The sequence below is a fragment of the Halovenus marina genome (assembly GCF_051414115.1).
GTDB lineage: Archaea > Halobacteriota > Halobacteria > Halobacteriales > Haloarculaceae > Halovenus > Halovenus marina.
On the sequence record NZ_JBLKNZ010000001.1, the window covers coordinates 2640428 to 2658180 of the forward strand.

At 63.8% G+C, this 17753-nt stretch carries 14 protein-coding genes; 12 read left to right on the forward strand and 2 right to left on the reverse strand.

The features are described 5' to 3' along the window. Positions 1–100 precede the first annotated feature (100 nt). A complete protein-coding gene (uvrB, locus tag ACMGFL_RS13495) occupies positions 101–2149 on the forward strand; it encodes an excinuclease ABC subunit UvrB (RefSeq protein ID WP_436936056.1) in 2049 nt (682 codons plus the stop codon). Positions 2150–2158: 9 nt separating this feature from the next. Here uvrB and ACMGFL_RS13500 read toward each other — a convergent pair whose 3' ends face one another. Then, the gene (locus ACMGFL_RS13500; protein ID WP_436936057.1) at positions 2159–4771 is read right to left on the reverse strand and encodes an efflux RND transporter permease subunit; all 2613 of its coding nucleotides are present in this window, start codon (positions 4769–4771) and stop codon (positions 2159–2161) included. Between the two features lie 183 nt (positions 4772–4954). Next, positions 4955–5599, reverse strand: a complete 645-nt coding sequence (locus ACMGFL_RS13505; RefSeq protein WP_436936058.1) for a helix-turn-helix domain-containing protein — start codon at positions 5597–5599, stop codon at positions 4955–4957. Positions 5600–5695: 96 nt separating this feature from the next. Here ACMGFL_RS13505 and ACMGFL_RS13510 point away from each other — a divergent pair, with 96 nt between their 5' ends. From ACMGFL_RS13510 to ACMGFL_RS13560, 11 genes are all read left to right on the forward strand, one after another. Next, positions 5696–6508 (forward strand): carbon-nitrogen hydrolase family protein, encoded by an 813-nt coding sequence (locus ACMGFL_RS13510; protein ID WP_436936059.1) that lies wholly within the window; start codon positions 5696–5698, stop codon positions 6506–6508. 777 nt (positions 6509–7285) lie between these two features. After that, positions 7286–7972 carry a helix-turn-helix domain-containing protein gene (locus ACMGFL_RS13515; protein ID WP_436936060.1) on the forward strand — a complete coding sequence of 229 codons (687 nt, stop codon included), beginning with the start codon at positions 7286–7288 and terminating at the stop codon, positions 7970–7972. A 102-nt stretch (positions 7973–8074) separates the two neighbouring features. Next, positions 8075–9118 carry an ABC transporter ATP-binding protein gene (locus ACMGFL_RS13520; protein ID WP_436936061.1) on the forward strand — a complete coding sequence of 348 codons (1044 nt, stop codon included), beginning with the start codon at positions 8075–8077 and terminating at the stop codon, positions 9116–9118. After that, positions 9115–10020, forward strand: a complete 906-nt coding sequence (locus ACMGFL_RS13525) for an ABC transporter permease (RefSeq protein WP_436936062.1) — start codon at positions 9115–9117, stop codon at positions 10018–10020. Before ACMGFL_RS13520 ends, ACMGFL_RS13525 begins: the two co-directional genes overlap by 4 nt. A gap of 78 nt (positions 10021–10098) precedes the next feature. Then, the gene (locus ACMGFL_RS13530) at positions 10099–11367 is read left to right on the forward strand and encodes an ABC transporter substrate-binding protein (RefSeq protein WP_436936063.1); all 1269 of its coding nucleotides are present in this window, start codon (positions 10099–10101) and stop codon (positions 11365–11367) included. Then, the gene (locus ACMGFL_RS13535; RefSeq protein ID WP_436936064.1) at positions 11368–12318 is read left to right on the forward strand and encodes an NAD(P)/FAD-dependent oxidoreductase; all 951 of its coding nucleotides are present in this window, start codon (positions 11368–11370) and stop codon (positions 12316–12318) included. Continuing rightward, positions 12315–13676: a FecCD family ABC transporter permease gene (locus ACMGFL_RS13540; RefSeq protein ID WP_436936065.1), complete on the forward strand. Its 1362-nt coding sequence runs from the start codon at positions 12315–12317 to the stop codon at positions 13674–13676. Before ACMGFL_RS13535 ends, ACMGFL_RS13540 begins: the two co-directional genes overlap by 4 nt. 48 nt (positions 13677–13724) lie before the next feature. After that, positions 13725–14591, forward strand: a complete 867-nt coding sequence (locus ACMGFL_RS13545; RefSeq protein WP_436936456.1) for an ABC transporter ATP-binding protein — start codon at positions 13725–13727, stop codon at positions 14589–14591. Positions 14592–14661: 70 nt separating this feature from the next. Then, positions 14662–15885: an ABC transporter substrate-binding protein gene (locus tag ACMGFL_RS13550; RefSeq protein WP_436936066.1), complete on the forward strand. Its 1224-nt coding sequence runs from the start codon at positions 14662–14664 to the stop codon at positions 15883–15885. A 24-nt stretch (positions 15886–15909) separates the two neighbouring features. Further along, positions 15910–16824 (forward strand): DUF7551 domain-containing protein, encoded by a 915-nt coding sequence (locus tag ACMGFL_RS13555; RefSeq protein ID WP_436936067.1) that lies wholly within the window; start codon positions 15910–15912, stop codon positions 16822–16824. Then, positions 16825–17622 (forward strand): DUF7260 family protein, encoded by a 798-nt coding sequence (locus ACMGFL_RS13560; protein ID WP_436936068.1) that lies wholly within the window; start codon positions 16825–16827, stop codon positions 17620–17622. Positions 17623–17753: the final 131 nt, after the last annotated feature.

Sequence of the window (17753 nt, forward strand, 5' to 3'; positions counted from 1 at the left end):
GGGACGGGCTGGCCGCCCGTTCGTATATAAAGGTACGGACAGCAGTCAGCATCGACGGGCAACCGCATCGGTCAAGTCCATGGAGGCGTAGTGATAGACGATGAGTGACGCTTCCGGTCCACTCGCCCCCGACCGTCCAGATGCGGAGAGTGACTTCCGCGTCGACGCACCCTTCGACCCGGCGGGCGACCAGCCCGAGGCAATCGAGAAGCTCGCATCGGGATTCAGGCAGGGGATGGACAGACAGACCCTGCTCGGCGTGACCGGGTCGGGCAAGACCAACACCGTCTCGTGGGTGATCGAGGAGATTCAGAGACCGACGCTCGTCATCGCGCACAACAAGACACTCGCAGCGCAACTGTACGAGGAGTTCCGAGAGCTGTTTCCGGACAACGCCGTCGAGTATTTTGTCTCCTACTATGACTACTACCAGCCCGAGGCCTACGTCGAACAGACCGACACCTTCATCGACAAGGACGCCTCGATCAACGACGAGATCGACCGACTGCGCCACTCCGCGACGCGCTCGTTGCTGACCAGAGACGACGTGATCGTGGTCGCGTCAGTCTCTGCCATCTACGGGTTGGGCGACCCACAGAACTACGTCGACATGTCGCTGCGACTGGAGCAAGGCCAGCGGATCGACCGCGAAGAGTTGCTGGCGCGGCTGGTCGACCTGAACTACGAGCGCAACGACGTGGACTTCACGCAGGGCACGTTCCGCGTGCGCGGCGACACCGTCGAGATCTATCCGATGTACGGCCGGTACGCGGTCAGAGTCGAGATGTGGGGCGACGAAATCGAGCGACTGCGGAAACTCGACCCGCTGGAAGGCGAGGTGAAACGCGAGGAACCAGCGGTGCTCCTGCATCCGGCAGAGCACTACTCGATCCCCGACGAGCGACTCGAACGGGCCATCGGGGAAATCGAGGAGCTAATGGACGAGCGTGTCGGCTACTTCGAGCGACAGGGTGACCTGGTCGCGGCCCAGCGCATCGAGGAGCGGACGACCTTCGACCTTGAGATGCTCAAGGAGACAGGCTACTGCTCGGGCATCGAGAACTACTCCGTGCATCTCTCCGACCGCGACCCAGGCGACGCGCCCTTCACGCTGCTGGATTACTTCCCCGACGACTTCCTCACCGTCGTCGACGAGTCCCACCAGACGCTGCCGCAGATCCGGGGGCAGTTCGAGGGGGACCGCTCCCGAAAGGAGTCGCTGGTCGAGAACGGCTTTCGCCTGCCGACGGCCTTCGACAACCGCCCGCTCACCTTCGAGGAGTTCGAGAAACGGACGAATCAGACGCTGTACGTCTCGGCGACGCCCGGCGACTACGAACGCGAGCACTCGGAGCAGGTCGTTGAGCAGATCGTTCGACCCACGTATCTCGTCGATCCCGCGGTCGAAGTTGCCGACGCGGAGGGGCAGGTCGCGGACCTGATCGAGCGGTTGCAGGCCCTGCCCGACGAGGAGCGCGCGCTGGTGACGACGCTGACAAAGCGGATGGCCGAGGACCTCACCGAGTATCTCGCGGAGGCAGGAGTCGACGTGGAGTACATGCACGACGAGACGGACACGCTCGAACGGCACGAACTCATCAGACAACTCCGTCTCGGCGAACTCGACGTGATCGTCGGGATCAATCTGCTCCGGGAGGGACTCGACATCCCGGAGGTGTCGCTCGTGGCGATTCTCGACGCGGACCAGGAGGGCTTTCTGCGCTCCGAGACGACGCTCATCCAGACGATGGGGCGGGCGGCGCGAAACGTCAACGGGACGGTCGTCCTCTACGCCGACGAAGTGAGCGGGGCGATGGAGTCGGCAATCGAGGAGACACGGCGGCGTCGCCAGATCCAGCAGGAGTACAACGAGACGCACGGCCACGAACCGGCGACGATCCAGAAGGCCGTTGGCGAGACGAACCTCCCCGGGAGCAAGACCGACACCGACGGCGTCTCGGGGCTGGACGCGAGCGACGAGCAGGAGGCCCAGGAAGCGATCGCACAGTTAGAAGACCGCATGCAGGAGGCTGCGGACAACCTCGAATTCGAGTTGGCGGCCGACATCCGCGACCGGATCCGGGACCTCCGCGAGGACTTCGAACTCGACGACGACGAGGGCGTTCCGGCCCCCGAGTCGGAGTGGTGAGAGGAGCGTCTATTCGGTCGAGTCAATCCGCCCCGAGTCGTGGACAGAGCGCGTCCAGACGACCAGCAGACTCGGCAGGACGAGGACGCTCGCCAGGAACGCAAAGGAGATGGCGACGGCGATGACGAGGCCGAACTGCTGCATGACCGGCACGAGCGAGAACGCGAGCACGCCGAACCCGCCCGCGGTCGTGACGGCACTGCCGAGCAGCGCGCCGCCGGTGCCGACGACGCTCGCTTCAAGCGCCGCCGGAACGTCCCCGAGTCGGTCGAGTTCGTATCGGTAGCGTTCGCTCATGTGAATCGCGTAGTCGACACCGAGGCCGATTGCGATGGATCCGATCGTCGCTGTCGCGAAGCTGAACGGAATGTCGAGGAGGTACATCACGCCGAGGATCCAGCTCAGCCCGAGCAACACCGGGGCGAGCGTCACGGCACCGAGACTCGCGCTTCCGTTCGTGTACCGGAAAGCGACGAGCAACACCGCGAGCACGGCCGCGAGCGCGGCGACCAGTCCCGTGACGAGCGTCGTCGAGAGCTGTCGCTGGACGAGTTCGTTGACGACCAGGTCGCCGGTGACGGTTATCTCCGCCGCGTTGGCAGCTTCGTCGTCGCTCTCGTCGATTCCAACTTCCTCGGTCTGGTCGACGACGGCGCGGGCCTCGTCTGCGACCGCCGTCGGCCCCGCCGTTCCGTCGACGACGAGGACGACCTGAAGCGAGTCGTAGCGACCGCTCTCGGTTCGGTGGAGGAAGCGTTCGGCGCGGTCGGGTGCGGCGTCGACGAGACTGTCGAGCACGGCCGTTACGTTGCGGTCGGGAACGCCGTCGCCGGTCGTATCAGCAGTCGCAAGCTGGGCCGCGAACGTCTCGTTGGTGGCGGCCACACGCTGCATCAGCGAGACTGGGCCGCGCACCGCAGAGTCACCAGTTGGTCGAGTGAAGGTGACAGACGTATTCGCGGCCGCACGCTCGATAGCGGCGACACGCTCCAGCGTCGCCGGATCGATTCCGTCACTCTCGACCAGGTAGTGCACTTGCTGGTCGGGCGACTGGAAGTTCGAGAAGAGGTAGTCGATCGACTGGCGAACGTCGTACTCGCCGGGCGCAAACGGTTCCGGGAGGTCCTGCGTCCAGTCCGGCGGCTCCTCGGCGATGTAGTCGTCGCTGGCAAAGTCCGAATCGAGTTGCGTCCCAGCGGCGACGCCGAGCGAACTCACGACCAGCGCGACCAGCAGAATCGTCCGTGGACGGCGATAGCTGACGCGGGCAATCCCGGCGAGCAGTCCCCGTACTCTGCCGGTCGTGCCGAACGCGCGGGATGTCCGGTCGCGGCTGGCCAGCAGCGACGCCAGTTCGACCTTCAGTGCAGGGACGAGCGCGCCGAAGACGACCAGCGAGGCAGCGATTCCAGCGGCGGTCGCGATGCCGAACTCACCGAGCGTCGGAACGCCGCTGGTCAGAATCGAGAGGAAGCCGATCATCGCCGTCACCGTCACCAACAGCAGGGCGGGGCCGAGTCCGGCCAGTCCCTCGTGCATGGCCTCGCGGGCAGTCTTCGCGAACGGTTGCTCGCCGTCGGTCTCGGCTCGTTGCTCGCGATACCGCATGACAACGTGGATGCAGTAGTCGATCGAGAGCCCGATGAGCAACACCGGCGTCGCGATCATCAGCGTGTTGAAGTCGATTCCGAGCCAGCCCATCGCGCCAAACGTCCAGACGAGCACCAGAACGATGCCGACGAGGCCGAGCAACAGATCGAGCAAGTCACGGTAGGCGACCGACAGCGTGACGAGGACAAACAGCAACGCGACGGGGCCGACCAGCGCGAGGCTGTCGTTCGTCGATTCGCCCTCCTCGACGACCATCAGGCCGTCGCCGACGAGCAGGTACTCGTCCTCGTCGACCTCTTCGGCGATATCGGCCGCGGTCACCTGTGCGGTTCTGACCCGCTCTGAGAGTTCCGGCGGAGACAACACCTGCCCGTCAGTTTTCTGAGTAACGAGCAGCAGTCGACTCTCGGCGTCGGTCGACGCCGGCTGATACCCGCTGGGCAGCAGGTCGTAGATGCGCCCGTTCGACGACCCCTCGGCGAGCAGATCTGCGACCAGTCGCTGGACCTGTGCGTCGCTCATCGATTCGAGTTGGTCGATCTGTGCGGCGAGCGGCGGGGCCGACGCAGGGTCGAAGGCCCCACCGAAGGGCGACGCTGCTGAGCTGTTTCCAGTCGAGTTGCGTTCAGACTGGATGGCGGCAGTCGCGACGACGTTCTCGATGCCCACGAGTCCGTTTGGCAGCAGCGTCTGATTGACCGTCGCGTTCGTCCGCAGGGCCTGTTGATACCGCAGCGACGCGAGCAGCGAGTCGCGGTCGAGGACGTTCCCCGATTCGTTGCGCACGACGACGTTCAGATGAGTCGTGTTCGCCTCACTACCGGTGAACTGCTGTTGGATGGTCTGCTGTGCAGTCACCTCGGGTGGGTCCTCGTCGAACATGTCCATCTGCTGGGACTCCTCGACGTGTGCGCCCCCAGCGCCGACGAGTAGCGTCAGCACGAGGAGGACAGCGATCACGGTTTTACTTCGGTTGGTGACGAGACCGGCGAGTCGCTCACCCAGCGACATCGGTCTCACCCCCGTGAGTGACAGCGGTTGGCTGTGCAACTGTGACGACACCGGCGAGAGAGCAAATACCGATCATCGTAGCCATCAGTGACAGCTACGACTGGCCGATCAATCGGCCTGACGTGCCACATCTGAACCGGGTTTATATGCGCTCGCTCGATGGAGCGGTCAGGCCGAAGCAGTTCAGGGGATGTACTGCTTGAGCACCTTGGACTCAATAGTCCGGAGGTGCTTGCCGACAGTCGCCGGGTCGACGTCGAGCGTCTCGGCAAGATCCGACAGCGTCGCCTCCCGTGGGTTCTCGTAGTAGCCCATCCCGATTGCCGTCTTGAGGACCTCGCTCTGTCGCTCCGTCAGGTCCGCGAAGACGCCACCGGCCTCCGGAAAGTACGGGCCGGTCGACTGGAGTTCGACCTCGACGTCGTCGAACAGATCAGAGACGGTCATCAGGGTGTCCTCTTCACCGATGATCGTCATGTGCAAACCGCCGTCGTCGGTGTATTCGATTGGCATCTCGATGATGAAATCGCCCGTCTCACGCCGTTCGAGCAGATCACGGCTGGCCGGAGTGGCCTCGGTCTGTGAGTAACAGAAGCCCGACTCGTCGCCCGCGACGGTAAACCGTTTGACTGCGGGCGACTCGCGCATGAGCTCCCGGTAGCGGTCGAGGTCACCCTCCGCCTCGGCGAGCAACGCGATGGTCCCGTCGTCGAGCAACTTGAGCGAGTGAAGCGCCTTCCGGCGCAGGTTCGACTCCTGTGCGAGCTGGTGTTCGAGCGGATGGAAGGACGCCCAGTCCAGATACAGCACGACGCTCAGATACCGCATCGGTGGTCGACACGTCGATTCGGAGGCGCAAAAAGTGTCACGGAGTGCGGCGTGTCGTGTGGACAATATTTAGGTTCGCTCACGTGAACGTTCGCTATGACGCAGTTCACGGTCGCGGTCGCACAGCTCGACTCCCGGGCCGACAAAGCGCAGAACGTCCAGCGGATGTGCTCGTCCGTCGACGAGGCGGCGAACCGTGACGCGGACCTGGTCGCGTTTCCCGAGATGGCGACATACATGGGAGACCCAAATCGATACACGGCTGTTGCCGAGTCGTTTCCCGGCCCGACGACGAACGCTCTTGCAGAAAAAGCCCGAGAACACGGCCTGTACGTGCATACGGGGAGTTTCTTCGAGTCGATTCCCGATTCGGATCGTGTCTACAACACGTCGGGGGTCATCGACCCGGACGGAAATCTTCTCGACACCTACCGGAAGATCCACCTGTTCGATATCCACGGAGACGTGGAGTATCAGGAATCGGACAACGTGGCACCGGGGGAGGACGTCACGACTGTCGACACCGAACTCGGAACCGTCGGGCTGAGCATCTGCTACGACCTGCGATTCCCGCAACTCTATCGGGCGCTCGCGGCCCTTGGCGCGGAGGTGCTCTTTGTCCCGGCGGCGTTTTCACTGCACACCGGCAAGGACCACTGGGAGTCACTGCTCCGGGCGCGGGCCATCGAGAATCAGGCGTACGTCGTCGCTCCAGGTCAGATCGGCGACAAACCCGACTCGATGGAAACCTACGGGAAATCGCTCGTCGTCGACCCGTGGGGTACCGTGATCGCAAAGGCCAGCGACCGACCGGAGATGATCACTGCCACGGTGGATCTGGACTATCTCGACGAGGTTCGGACGAACCTCCAGACACTCGAACACGTTCGACCCGACGTGTACGAGTAGAACAGCGAACGGATCGACTGGCTTCAACATCATCGTTTGATATAGCAGTATAGAGTTTATTGGCTGCAACGCGTAATACAGAAAACCACCGGCAGGAACGCGGACAGTCCGCAACAGCAGGGTTAAGGGGTATCACGGGGTGGAGACTGCCTTCGGGGCCAGTTCGAGAGCACGCGGTTCGGAACGAACGACACGCGATCAGTGTTCACACGCGCGGTTCACACGGTGGCCGTCAGAGAAGCGCGCGGGAACCGAACCAAGTTAGTAGGGACATCGACGCTGAATCGGCAGGATCCCCCGCGCCTCGTGTCGATGGTCATCGAACCCGCTCGTAGCGTTGGATCCAATTCCCTTCGGTGAGGCCGTCAGCGAGAGTCGTGTCGATCGGTCAGTCCCGCGACTGCTGAGACCAAGCTTCCACACGTCATTCGTCTGGCTGGATTGGACGGCGAAGGACAGGATCCCGAAGGTGGTCTGGGGAATACGACAGTAGAAATCGCGCACCGGCAGGTGATTCACGGCCAGAACTAGCCCCCAGCCCAAGCCTTGCAGCGGGTCGAGTGAGCAGAGGGTATAAACTATATGTCGCGATATCAAATCGGTGCGCCGGGCGAACTGGGAGAGCAGACAGGCGGCGAACGCGTGAGGGACGGGGTTTCAGTGAAGACCGCCGGACACAGCGGCCACAGTTCGCCACCCATCCCTCGAAATCGCCGCTCACGCGGGCTGTTCGAGAAGATCGAAACTCACAGTATCGGCAATCGACACAAAGTTGCTATGGGGTACCTCGCTGAGTTTGAAATTACCTGCGACGCCCTACCGTTCGTCGAGGTTGCGGCCGCCGTGCCCGACGCGACGCTCGAACTCGAATTTCAGCCCAGTGAGGACTGGTACACGGCGTTCATCGTGCAGGTGGTCGAGGGGAACCGGAAAGCGGTCGAACAGGCGTTCGATGAAAGTCCGTTCGTCGACGAGTACATCCCGATGCAACAATCCGACGAACGACCGTGGTATCGAGTCGAACCAGCCGTCGGGATGGACGCGCGACTCGGAGCGCACGTCGACGAGGTCTCGACGCTCAAAGCCCTCGCGGCCGCCGATGCCGAAATCACGTACATGCGCGTGACAGCGACGGGATGGATCCAGCGCGGGTGGTTCGCCAGCAGAGCCACGCTCGAACGGTTTCAGTCGTTCTGGCAGCGCAACGGCGAGTTCACGCTGCGGCGACTCGTCCCGGACGGCGAAGCCGACGACGCAGGCACGGGTCTCACCGACCGCCAGCGAGATGCCATCCTCACCGCCCACGAGATGGGATACTTCGACATCCCGCGACGGGCGTCGCTCGACGACGTCGCCGCCGAACTCGACATCGCGGCGTCGTCACTCTCCGAACGACTTCGTCGCGCGCAGTCGCATCTCATCAAGACGAGCGTTCCCCACACGATCGATACGAGCGAGCGGTGAGTCGAGACAGTGTCCGGTTCGCCGGGCAACCCCGCTCGCTTATAAACGGCCGTATCACTTCGAGAAGCGGCTACCCGAGGTGGTCACAAACGAATAGATGCGATGTCAGCGTACCAGTCACGACCCAACCGAACCGAAGCAGAGTCAGCAATCGATGCCCAGAACGTCCACGTGACCTACGCGGACGGGACTGAGGCCGTTCGGGGCGTCTCGCTCAGCGTCGAGCGCGGGGAGTTTTTCGGCTTTCTCGGGCCGAATGGGGCCGGAAAGACGACCACTATCAAGACACTCGTAACGCTGTTACGACCGACACAGGGATCGGTACGGATCAACGGATACGACACGGCGGCGGACCCGGACGGGGTTCGCAGATCCATCGGCTACATGGCACAGGAGACGAGCATCGACAGAGAACTGACCCCCCGAGAGAACCTTCGACTGGCGTGTAAGCTGTACGGCGTGCCCGAGCGTGAGCGGGAGGACAGGATCGACGAACTGCTCGGACTGGTCGACCTGCAGGACGTGGCAGACACGCGATCAGAGAAGTTCTCGGGCGGGATGAAAAAACGGCTCGACGCCGCGACCGTGCTGGTCCATCAGCCGCCGGTGGTCTTTCTCGACGAACCCACGACCGGTCTGGACCCGGAGGCACGGCTCCGGCTCTGGGAATACTTCGAGCGGATCAACGACCGGGGAACGACGGTGTTTCTCACAACCCAGTACCTGAAGGAGGCGGACCGTCTCTGTGATCGGCTGTCGCTGCTCCAGAGCGGCCAGATTACCGCGACGGGATCCCCGGAGACGCTCAAGTCAGAGGTCGGTGCGGACACCTGCACCGTCACGCTCGAAGACCCAACAGCCGAACGGATCGAGCGGGCGATGGCAGCGGTTCGGCGTATCGAACCGCTCGCTGCTGGGACAGTCGAGGAGACAGACGAGGGCTTCACCGTCACGGCCGAGCGTGCCCGCGCGGCGACGAGCGAACTCTTCGCTGCGCTCGGTGAGGCTGGCGTCGCCGTCGAGAGTTTCGACGTTCGGTCGCCCACACTCGACGACGTCTTCCTCGCGCTGACAGATGACGCGGCCGACGCGGACGGGACAGGAGAGACGGAGGCGACGGTCGCCGCTCCGGAGGTGGCAGAATGAGCGACCACGCAGACAGCACAGTTGCGGGCGAACCACAGGAAACAGCGGGAAACAGCATCGGAACAGAAATCGGTATCAGCTTCAAGCGATGGCTCGTGAAGAACCTGCGAAACCCCTACGTGGTGTTCACGTCGCTCGTCCAGCCCGTGATCTTCTTTATTCTGTTCGTCGAAGTGTTCGGCGCAGTCGCCGGGGGCGCGCTCGACGGCGTCGCCGCGGACATCAGTTACGTCACGTATCTTGCCCCGGCGATTATCGTCATGTCGACGGTTTCCTCGGCCGCCACGTCCGGGATCGGACTCGTCGACGACATGGAATCGGGGATGTTCGCGAAGACCCTCGTCTCGCCGATGAACCGGTCCGCGATGTTCCTCGGCAAGGCCCTCTCCGAGGTGGCGCGGATCGTCGTCCAGACGGTTATCATTCTCCTGCTGGGGTATCTCCTGGTGGCGCTCAAAACGGGAGCGTCGGTCGACCAGTACCTCACCACGGGCGTGCTCGGCGGGGCCGGTATCGTGCTGATCGCGGTGCTGTTCGGTGGTGTGTTCATGGCCTACTCGAACATCGTCGCGCTGGTCTCGCGCGACCAGGAGGCGACCATCCTGTTCGCGAACCTGCTGACCTTCCCGCTGGTGTTCGTTTCGAGCGCGTTCCTGCCGCTTGAGGTACTGCCGGGATGGATCGAGACTGTCGCCGTGATCAATCCGATCACCTACGGCGTCGACGCAATCCGTGCGCTCATGCTCGGGCAAGACGTGATGACAGTCGTCGACGTGACGGCCTTCGGCGGGGTGTGGAACACGCTCGTCCCCGCAGTCGTCGTTCTCGTCGGGTTCAACCTCGTCCTCGGTACCGTTGCTGTGCGCCTCCTGCGCCGCTCGACCGGGGCAGAAGTACAGTAAGGAACCCGTTTCCGAAACTAGATTTAGGTAGACCAAAAGTTCGAAACGGTTTTATTTGTTTAGGCGAGCCTAATTCGTATGTCGAACGACGAGGAGACGGACGCGATAACGCGACGGGAAGCAATCGTATACGGCAGCGGGGCCGCGGTGAGTGGTCTGCTGGCTGGTTGTCTCAGTGGTGGAGACAGTACGGACTCGTCGACACCGGATGAATCGGCGGACGGAACCGAAACCCCGGCGGAGTCGGAAGACGGCTCCGGGACGAGAGACGGGTCCGAAACACCAGAGGGGACACCGACAGAGTCGGCGGAAACCTACTCGGTGACGATGTCGCCGACCGGGACTGTCGAGTTCGAGTCGCCGCCGGAGACGGTGTTCACGCGACTCACGCATCACGCCGACATGGCGTTCGCACTCGGCCGCGGTGACACGATCACTGCGATGCACGCGCCGGAGTACTACGACGGGCTGTGGAACCAGTTCGTCGAGCGACTGCCGGGCGTCTCACTCGACTGGACGGGGCTGTACTCCTCGTGGCAACCGAGCAAGGAGAAACTGTACAGCCTCGACAGCGACATCCACCTCGCAGACCCGGCGTGGATAACGAAACAGGACAAGTGGGGGAAAGACGACATCGAAGAGATCGGAACCAACGTCTCGCCGTGGTTCGGTAACTCCCTCAGCGACCGGCACGCCGAGCCGTCCGAGGCCTACGCGGGCGACTACGAGTACTACACTCTCTGGGAGCAGTTCGAGATAGTCGCAGAGGCGTTTCAGGAGCAGGAGCGATACAGCGAACTCGCAGCGGTCCACGAGGGGCTGTTGTCGACCATCGACGAGAAGCTGCCCGCCGAATCGAAGCGCCCATCGGCCGTGATGCTCGCCTCGGCTGATCTCGACGAAATCTACGCCTACACCCTGAGCAATCCGGGCTTTCTCACCTCGCACACGCAGCCCTTCGGCGCAAAGGATGCCTTCGACGGGGAGGTTCCGACAAACACCGTCGTCGACTTCGAGACGCTGCTGGAAGCAGACCCCGACGTGATCCTGTTTCTCGGCGGCTTCGAACCGGGGACGGATCTGGGGAAGCGGCGCGAGGCGTTCCGGTCTGACCCGGTCGCCTCCAAGATCACCGCCGTCCAAAACGACCAGATGTATCCGCAGGGTGCCAGATATCAGGGGCCGATCCTCAACCTCTTCCAGCTCGAGATGACCGCCAAACAGCTCTATCCCGACCAGTTCGGCGAGTGGCCGAGCTACGAGTCCGGCCCCTACCCGGAGATACCCGAAGACGAACAGCTGTTCGACCGACAGCGAGTCGCAGACGCAATCAACGGGGAGATCTGAATGGAGCGCGGAGCCGACCACGACGTCGCAATCGTCGGCGGCGGACCTGCCGGGTGTTCGGCTGGCGTGTTCATCGCTCGCGAGGGGCTCGAGACGGTCATCTTCGACCGGGGACGTTCCTCACTGAAGCAGTGTGCACATCTCGAAAACTACCTCGGATTCCCGGCAGGGATCGACATCGAGACCTTCTACGACCTGATACACGACCACGCCGACGCCGCTGGCTGTGAGATTGTGTCTGGTCTCGTCGAGTCCGTCGAGCGCACCGAGGGCGGAGACGGGTTCGCGCTGGAGTTGCAAGAGGGAGAGCGCGTCACCGCGAGACGCGTCGTCGCCGCGACGCGATACGACGGCGAGTACCTGCGCGGGCTGGACGACACAGAAGCGATGTTCGAGACCCACGAGCACGGCTCGGAGACCCACGAACGGTTCGACCGCGAGTACGCCGACGACGACGGGACGACGCCGGTCGACGGCCTGTACGTCGCCTCTCCGTCGACGGCTGCCGACACGCAGGCGGTCATGGCCGCTGGGCGCGGCGCGCGCGTCGCCTGGCAGGTCATCACGGACGCTCGCGTCGATTCGGGCTGGTGGGAAGCGGTCGCAGACGGCGTCGACTGGGTGCGCCGCGAGGCACAACTCGACGAGGAGTGGCACGACCGAGAGCAGTGGGTCGAGTGGTTCGACGACCACTACGGCGCGGACGCGCCGGTCGATCCTGACTCGGGGCGCTACGAGCGCGTACGCAAGGCAGCTATCGACGAGTCGCGCTCGACGTACATCGAGCCAGCGGAGCGTCAGTCGCGGGCCGAGCGCGCCCATCGAGCGGTTGCGGACCACCTCGACCCGGCGGCCGTGACAGCCCAGTTCGACGCCGAGACGCTCCTCGACGCCCTTGAGGACGAACAGATACGCGAGTACCTCGACTCGGAGACAGCAAAGCCATCATGAGTGGAGATTCAGCGACTCGGGACACGATGGCGTCGGCCGCGCAGGCGGACCGAAGCCGGATCGCGTGGCTGTTCGACCCGAACCTCAGAAACGTCGTCCTCGGCAGTCTGCTGGTGGTGTTCGTCTCCGGGTTGATACAGGTGAGCCACGGCGCGTTTTCCATGACGTATCAGCAGGCCTGGGGGTCCGTGTTCGACCCCGCCTTACTGTTCGACCTCCAGACGTGGAACGCGTTCCTGCTCGGCGGCGAGATGCCCGAGATGAGCCGCGAACAGCTGGTCGTCTGGAACATCCGGCTGCCGCGGGTGCTCGTCGCCACCTTCGTCGGCATGAACCTCGCGGTGTCGGGAGCGATCTTTCAGGCGGTGACCCGCAACGAGCTTGCGAGCCCGTTCATCCTCGGCGTGTCCTCGGGTGCAGGGCTGGCAATCCTGCTCGTCCTTATCGCGTTCCCGGGCGTGACGCTCGCGCTGCCGCTGCTGGTTCCATCGGTCGGCATCGCCGAGATGGCCCTGCTGCTCGGGGCCGCTGGGTCCCTCGCAGTCGCGTGGAAACGCGGCGTCTCGACAAGATGGGTGGTCAGCGCCGCCGTCACTCTCGCGCTGCTCGTCGGGGCGATAGTCTTCGTGGTGCCCAGCGTGGGCGCGCCGCTCAACCTGATCGAAGGATCCTTCGGGATCACGTCGTTGCTGCCGCTGCTGGCGGCACTCGGTGGGATCGTCGCGTTCCTGATCGTCTACATGATCGCCTGGAAGAACGGGACGTCACCGGTCAGACTCGTGCTGGCGGGGGTCATCGTTGGAACGGTGTTCGAGAGCCTGCAGACGGCGCTGTTTTTCTTCGCGGACGACATCGGCGTCGTCCAGTCGGCCATCGCGTGGACGACCGGGTCGCTCACCGGCGCTGACTGGGAGCAGGTGCGCATCGTGCTCCCGTGGACGGTTATCGCGGTTGGACTCGCGATTGCGGGTGCGCGACAGTTGAACGTCCTGTTGCTCGGCGAGCAGACGGCGCGGTCGCTGGGGATGTCGATCGAGAAGGTGCGGTTCGCGCTCTCGGGGGTCGCGGTGCTCGCTGCGGCGGCGAGTATCGCAGTCGCGGGCATCGTCGGCTTCGTCGGGTTGATCGTGCCCCACGTCGTGCGAAACGTCGTCGGCAGCGACTACAAGAAGCTGATCGTCGGCTGTCTGTTCGTCGGGCCAGCACTGATGGTCAGTGCCGACGTGGGCGCACGGCTGGGGATGAGCGTGATCACCGGCACGGACGTACAGATCCCGGTCGGTATCGTGACCGGCCTCATCGGCGGGCCGTATTTCCTGTACCTGATGCGCAAACAGGAGAACATCGGTGAGATATAGATGACAATAACAAACGGAGACGGAACACGCGGAATCGAAGAAGAGTCGATGGGCGCGAGCGAACTCGCGGGCGAGGAACTCGTCATCCAGTACGCCAGTTCCGAACAGCCCGTGATCGACGGGGAGTCGCTCGTCGCCGAACCCGGCGCGGTGACGGCACTGATCGGGCCGAACGGCTCCGGAAAGAGCACGATGCTGAAGGGGATCGGCAATCAGCTCGCACCCGACGACGGCTCGGTGTTGCTCGACGGCCGTGACATCTACCAGATGGACGGGAAGGAACTCGCCCGGAATCTGGGACTGCTCTCACAGGAGAGCACGTCGCCGGACAGCATCACCGTCGAGGAACTCGTCTTCCACGGACGATACCCCCACCGTGGCTTCTTCGAGCCAGTCACCGACGCGGACCGGGAGGCGGTCGAGCGCGCGATCGAACTGGCGGGCTGTGAGCACCTCCGCGACCGGCAAGTCGGCAGCCTCAGCGGTGGCCAGCGACAGCTCGCGTGGATCGCGATGGTACTCGCCCAGGAGACGGAGGTGCTGTTGCTCGACGAGCCGACGACGTTTCTCGACCTGCACCACCAACTCGAAGTGATGGAGATCATCGAGCGAATGCGGACAGACAGCGAGGTCACGATCGTCGTCGTGCTGCACGACATCGAGCAGGCGGCCCGGATCGCAGACCGCATGGTCGCGCTCAAAGACGGCACAGTCCAGGCGAAGGGGACCCCCGAGGAGGTCGTCACCGAGGACCTGCTCGCCGAGGTGTTCGAGATAGACGCCGAGGTGAACCAGACGGACCGCGGACCCCGCGTCGAGCCGCTTCGTCCCCGTCACGACGACGAACCGGGCGACGGCGACGCTGACCCCGACGACGCACCGGAGCAACGAGACAATCTGGCGGCGAAACACTGAGCGCTCGCACCTATTTTTGGCCAGCCTAAAAATCGAAACGGTTATGTTGTTTTAGGCTGGCCTAAATAACATGGCAGACGATGCTGGAGAGCAGACGGAAACGACGCGACGAGCGATGATCAAGTACGGCACGACGGTCGCTGTCAGCGGGATACTGGCAGGCTGCGCCGGAAGCAGCGACTCGGAGGAAACGCCGACCGAGACGAGCGACGACCAGACGCCGACGGACGCGGAGCCGACCGCCACGCCGACTGACACCCCGGAGGACACGGGGACGGACACGCCCGAGGACACCAGCTACTCGGTGACGATGGAGCCGGTCGGCACAGTCGAGTTCGACTCGGTTCCCGAGTCGATCGCTCCGTTCACCGCCGACTACATCGACATGTTGGTCGCACTCGGCCACGCAGATGCCGTCGAGTCCATCTGGTACCGGGGGCGGTACAAGACGATCCACTACGAGGAACTCGACGGCGTCTCGATCGATCTGGACGAACTCACTCAGCTCTGGAACGACGGCATCCCCAAGGAGCAGTTCTACGAGATGGACGCCGACCTCCACCTGCTGGACCCGAACGCGGTGACAGACTGGCTCGACAACTGGAAAGAGAGCGACGTCGACGAGATCCGAACGAACGTCGCGCCGTTTCTCGGGAACCTCATCTTCCGGCGAACCGACGACTGGCACGACTACCGGTACTACTCGCTGTACGAGGCTTTCGAGAAAGTCGCTCAGACCGTCCAGGAGGAAGAGCGGTTCGAGGCGATCAAGTCGGTACACGACGACCTGGTCACGGAGGTCCAATCGCGGCTGCCGCCGGAAGCGGAACGACCGAACGCCGCCCTGCTGTTCGCCGGTGAGGAACCCGAGGAGTTCACCCCGTATCGTATCGACGGGAACGGCGCAAACAAGGAACACTTCCAGACGCTCGGTATCTCCGATGCCTTCGCGGGAACGGGGATTGAGGGGTACTCCGGCAGCCAGTCCCTCGATTACGAGGCGCTGCTCGAAATCGATCCTGATTCGCTGTTACTCCGGTATCACCGGCAGGGCAAGACTCGCGAGGAGTTCGAGAACTCCGTTGTCTCGTACCTGAAAGACGACGAGATAGGGAGTCAGCTGACGGCGGTGCAAAACGACCGGGTGTTCCGTGGCGGTCCGATCTACACCGGGCCGCTGCACAACCTCTTTATGATCGAGCGGTACGCGAAGGGGTACTTCCCCGAGGAGTTCACCGAAGAGCAGCTATTCGACCGCCAGCACCTCTCTGCGATCATCACGGGGACTAGCTGACCTGCACCAATTGGAGAATCAGAGATGATCGGCACCACACTGCAGGACATTCGGGCGCACATCACCACGCTCGCGAGCGAGGCCGGGGCGTACTACCTCGTCTGTGCGCGCTACGGCGACCGGCCCGTTCCGGCGTCGGGGCTGCGATTCGAGAGCCGGTCGGTCGCCCGCGCTGCCGCCCGAGCGACCGAGCAGTACCGCGCTGCGCTCCGTCGGTACGACCCGCAACTGCCCCACTACGACGTGATTGTCTGTCAGGATGACCACCCCGAAGCGGTCACACAGCAGGAACGACACCGGTGTACCGACACGTCGTGGACGCTTTCCGACCCCGTGCTCGTGGGACAAGTGCGGACGGACCACGACCTCGTCGAGTTCTGTCACCGCGTCGCAGCGGCCGTCTTCGAGACGCTCTCGGCATACGAGCGCGATGCGGTCGAATCCGCAGTGATGGACGCCTACTTCGAGTTCGCAGAACAGCTCTCGGACCCGGACGGGCTCTGTCTCTGTCTGCTAGAGGGGATGGCAACGGAGATTGCGACGCGGCTCTCGGCGTCCGAACAGGTGAAGATCATCGCGGACGCGACGGCCCGCGTGAACGCAGACCGGCTACACAGCGGGAAGCCCGTCGAGAGCGGTTCCGTCGACGCTGCGCTCTCACGGCTGGGTGACCTCGGACTCGTCGGGAGCTACGAACAGACGGACGGCGACCGGAACACGACCAGTATCGAGATGAGCGACTACGCGCTGTCGCCGTCCGACGAGCGACTGCCGCTGCTCCCGGTCCTGACCGAACTGTACCGGTGTGGACAGCAGTGGACGCCCGTCTCGGCCAGCCAATCGAACGGGGACGACGACTGGCACGTCGAATTCGTGGCAGTCGACGAGACGGTCCCGACTCGCGCGTCGGCGTCTCCCGTCGCGCCCGAGGTGGTCTAAGTGGCTCTCGAAACACCGATCGACCGCGCCAGCGAACGAGTCGACGCCGAGCGAGAGCACCTCACACAGGAGAAACGGGCCTACGAGCAGTTTTGCTCCGAGGTGGAGTCACTCTCGGTCACTGCCAACGACCCACCGGCCGCGGGAACCGCGACGACCGCTGGCGTCGTCTCGACTGCAACCCCACCGCAGCGCCACACCGTAGACCACTGCCAGTCCGTTCGGGACGCGTTCGTCGAGACGGTGTACCCCCACAGCGTCGCGGACGTGGGCGACGAAGAGACGCCACTCGAAACGATCCGGGAGACGCTCGGCGACTCCGTCGCACTCGTCCTCTCTCCCGAGACGGACCACCGACTCACGCCGCAGGTGCAGAGAGCGATCTGTTCGACAACGACCGATCGCCTGCACGAACTCGACGCGATGAAGGGAGCGCTCGGTCGGGAGGCCAGTTCACTGGGGTCGACGCGCGCGGACGTGGAGTCGGTCACCGACTGGCTCGTCGCGGCGAACGAGCAGCCGCTGTCGGAGTGTGGGTTCTCCGCACTCGCCGAGCGCCACGAGACGCTTGCTACACACCGAGAAACCTGCGAGACGCTGGTGGTGGACCGCCAGGACCTGCTCGACAGTACGACCAGTCAGGGCGGACAGGTCGGGCTGACGCAGCGCTCGCTGGTGGAGTACCTGTATCGGAATCAGTCCGCATCGTACCCGGTGCTGGTGACCGTGACGCGACTCGATAACGTCCTGGCGGAGTGCCAGCGAATCGTCCGCAACCATCTGGTTCGGAGGGTCTAACGTGCAGGACCGAACTGACACCCCTCGGCGGAGGCGCGCTCACTCCTGGATGCGAGTGTATCTGACGCTGTTCGGGGATACGACCGACAGCCCGCGCGCCGACGGTGGGGAGCACACACAAGAAGGGAAGC